Genomic DNA, 2,669 nt, shown 5'->3' with positions numbered 1-2,669 from the left:
TTTCTCCTTAAATAAAAACATAAATTTGGTGTCCCAAATTTATGTCCCTGTTTAAAGTATCTCATTTTTTATTTTCCAAATTTAAATAAACAAATATCGCCATCTTGCATTTCGTAATTTTTTCCTTCTAGACGCATTTTTCCTTGTTCTTTAGCGTTTTTTTCACCACCATTATCAATATAATCGTTATAACTGATTATTTCAGCTTTTATGAATTTTTTTTCAAAATCACTATGAATGATTCCTGCACATTGTGGTGCAAACATTCCTTTAGTAAAAGTTCAAGCTCTAACTTCTTTAACACCCGCTGTAAAATAAGTTGCTAAATTTAAAAGTTTAAATGCTTCTCTTGTTAAAATTTCTAGTCCTGAATATTCTAATTTATATTCATCTAGAAACATTTGTTTATCTTCATCATTTAATAAACTAATTTCATATTCTAATTGGATAGAAATAGGAAGTAATAAATTATTGTAAGAATCAACAAGAGTTTTAAGATTATAAAAATGTTTATTATTCAAAGGATTTTCTATATCTTCTTGAGAAATATTTCCAACATATAATATAGGTTTTAATGTTAATAACTGGTAACCTTTGACAATTTTTAATTCTTCTTCTGATAAATTAACGTTTCTTGCTGGAATATTATTATCAAATGCTTTTTTGAGTTTTAAAGCAGCTTGATATTCCGCCTTTACATCTTTATCACTACTATTGAGTGCTTTCTTTTCTACCCTTTTAATGACATTTTCAATTACTTGCATATCAGCAAGTAATAATTCTAAATTAATTACTTCCACATCGTTTTTAGGATTTATTTCATTTGCAACATGTAAAATATCTTTGTTTTCAAAGCAACGAACAACTTGAATAATTGCATCTACTTCTCTTATATTAGATAAAAATTTATTACCAAGACCTTCTCCTTTAGAAGCTCCTGATACTAACCCTGCTATATCAACGAAAGTAAAGGTTGTTGGCAAGATTCTTTCAGGATTAACAAATTTTGCAATTTCGTTTAATCTTTTATCTTTTAATTCAACTATTGAAATATTTGGTTCAATAGTTGTAAAAGCATAATTTGCTGATTCAGCTTGCACTTTTGTTAATGCAGAAAACAAAGTGGATTTTCCTACGTTAGGTAATCCAACTATTCCGGCTTTTAATGACATATTTCTCCTTTAAAAAATCTTTAGAGTATTGCTCTAAAGATTTTTATATTATTTTCTAATTCTTTCAGATACGAATGGTAATAATGCAATAATTCTTGCTCTTTTGATAGCTGTAGATAATAATCTTTGATGTCTAGAACATGTACCAGTTAATCTTGAAGGATGAATTTTTCCATGACTACTAATATATTTTTTAAGTAATTCTGTGTTTTTGTAATCAATATATTGCATTGATTCTAAACAAAAATTACAAGGTCTTTTTTTGAATTGTTTTTTTACTTTACGATTAATCATTTTTCTCCTTAGTTAATTATAAAAAACTTTCAACATCTCAATCTGTTTCTTCTTCATCATCATTTAAAGTAGTTTTTTCTACATTATTTTTTGATGAATATTCTGAATTATTTACAGTTGAAAATGTTGGTTCTGCAGGATTTGTTGCTGAAACAGAAGGGTTATTATTAATATTTTTTCTTCTATTTTCGCTTTCTTGCTTGCTTTCTAATAAAGTTACATTTTCAGCAGAAACTTCATTTGAAGTAACGTTTTGTCCTTGATTATTAACAAAACTATTTGTAGCAAAGGAACCTTCCACAAGGATTCTAGAACCTTTTGATGCATTTCTTGCTAAAAATTCAGCACTATTTCTTCAAACTACAACAGGTATAAAATCAGTAATTTCATTGCCATCATTAGTTGAATATCTTCTTGATACAGCAACTGTTAATCTTAAATAACTAATATTAGATTTAGTTTTATTTAATTCTAAATTATTCGCTATTCTTCCTATTAATATAACTTTATTCATTGCAAACTCCCTTATTATTCTTTATTTTCAGTTTTTTTTGTAACTCTTGTTCTTTTAACAACTTTTTTTTCTTCAGCTTTTGTTTCTTTATTTTGTTCTGAATTTTCAGAATTAGAATTTTCTTTTGAGTTTTGTTGATTTTTAAAGAATGAAAGTTTACGTTTTTTAGGTTTTACTTTTCTATTTAAACCTTTTTCTGTGTCTAAGTTAACAACAAGACTTCTTCAAATTGTTTTTTGAATGTTTGTTTTTCTAACAAATTCAGCAATTTTGCTTTCTTCTGATTCTACATTCATTAAAACAAAAATTCCTGTTTTAGATTTATTGATTGGATAAGCTAACTCAGTTCTATCTAATTTTTCTACACTTTTAACACCATTTGAAAAAACTTCTTTTGCAATTTTTTCTGCTAATGCAACATCTTCTGTTGGTGCTAAAATTAGCATAATTTCGTATTTTGCCATTTTGGCTCCTTTCGGTCATCAGGATCTTTTTTCAAGATCAAGGAGTATATATTAGAAATACTCTTTTGAATTATATAATATTTTGCTTAATTATCTATTAAATTTGTAAAAAGATTTTACTTAAACATATTTTCTTATACAAAATATAATACATTTTTTTATTATATATTATGTAATTACAGATATAAAATGTCACTTTTTATAAATATGTGTTAATTTAATGAT

General features: G+C 25.6%; 4 protein-coding genes. All 4 read right to left on the bottom strand.

Features of this window, described 5'->3' with window-relative positions:
- Positions 1–68: 68 nt before the first annotated feature.
- Genes ychF through rpsF form a run of 4 tightly spaced genes read right to left on the bottom strand, consistent with a single transcriptional unit; the run spans position 69 to position 2,444 of the window.
- Positions 69–1,172: a redox-regulated ATPase YchF gene (gene ychF, locus ACXX88_RS04060; protein ID WP_458559667.1), complete on the bottom strand. Its 1,104-nt coding sequence runs from the start codon at positions 1,170–1,172 to the stop codon at positions 69–71.
- 48 nt (positions 1,173–1,220) lie between these two features.
- Positions 1,221–1,466 carry a 30S ribosomal protein S18 gene (rpsR, locus tag ACXX88_RS04055; protein ID WP_436359096.1) on the bottom strand — a complete coding sequence of 82 codons (246 nt, stop codon included), beginning with the start codon at positions 1,464–1,466 and terminating at the stop codon, positions 1,221–1,223.
- A gap of 16 nt (positions 1,467–1,482) precedes the next feature.
- The gene (locus ACXX88_RS04050) at positions 1,483–1,980 is read right to left on the bottom strand and encodes a single-stranded DNA-binding protein (protein ID WP_436359097.1); all 498 of its coding nucleotides are present in this window, start codon (positions 1,978–1,980) and stop codon (positions 1,483–1,485) included.
- 14 nt (positions 1,981–1,994) lie between these two features.
- On the bottom strand, positions 1,995–2,444 hold the full coding sequence (gene rpsF, locus ACXX88_RS04045; protein ID WP_458557485.1) for a 30S ribosomal protein S6: 450 nt from the start codon (positions 2,442–2,444) through the stop codon (positions 1,995–1,997).
- Between the last annotated feature and the right edge of the window lie 225 nt (positions 2,445–2,669).

It is taken from the genome of Mycoplasma sp. 5370, assembly GCF_054343435.1.
Note: the sequence above shows the minus strand (reverse complement) of the source record. Positions and strands in the feature narration are given on the sequence as shown.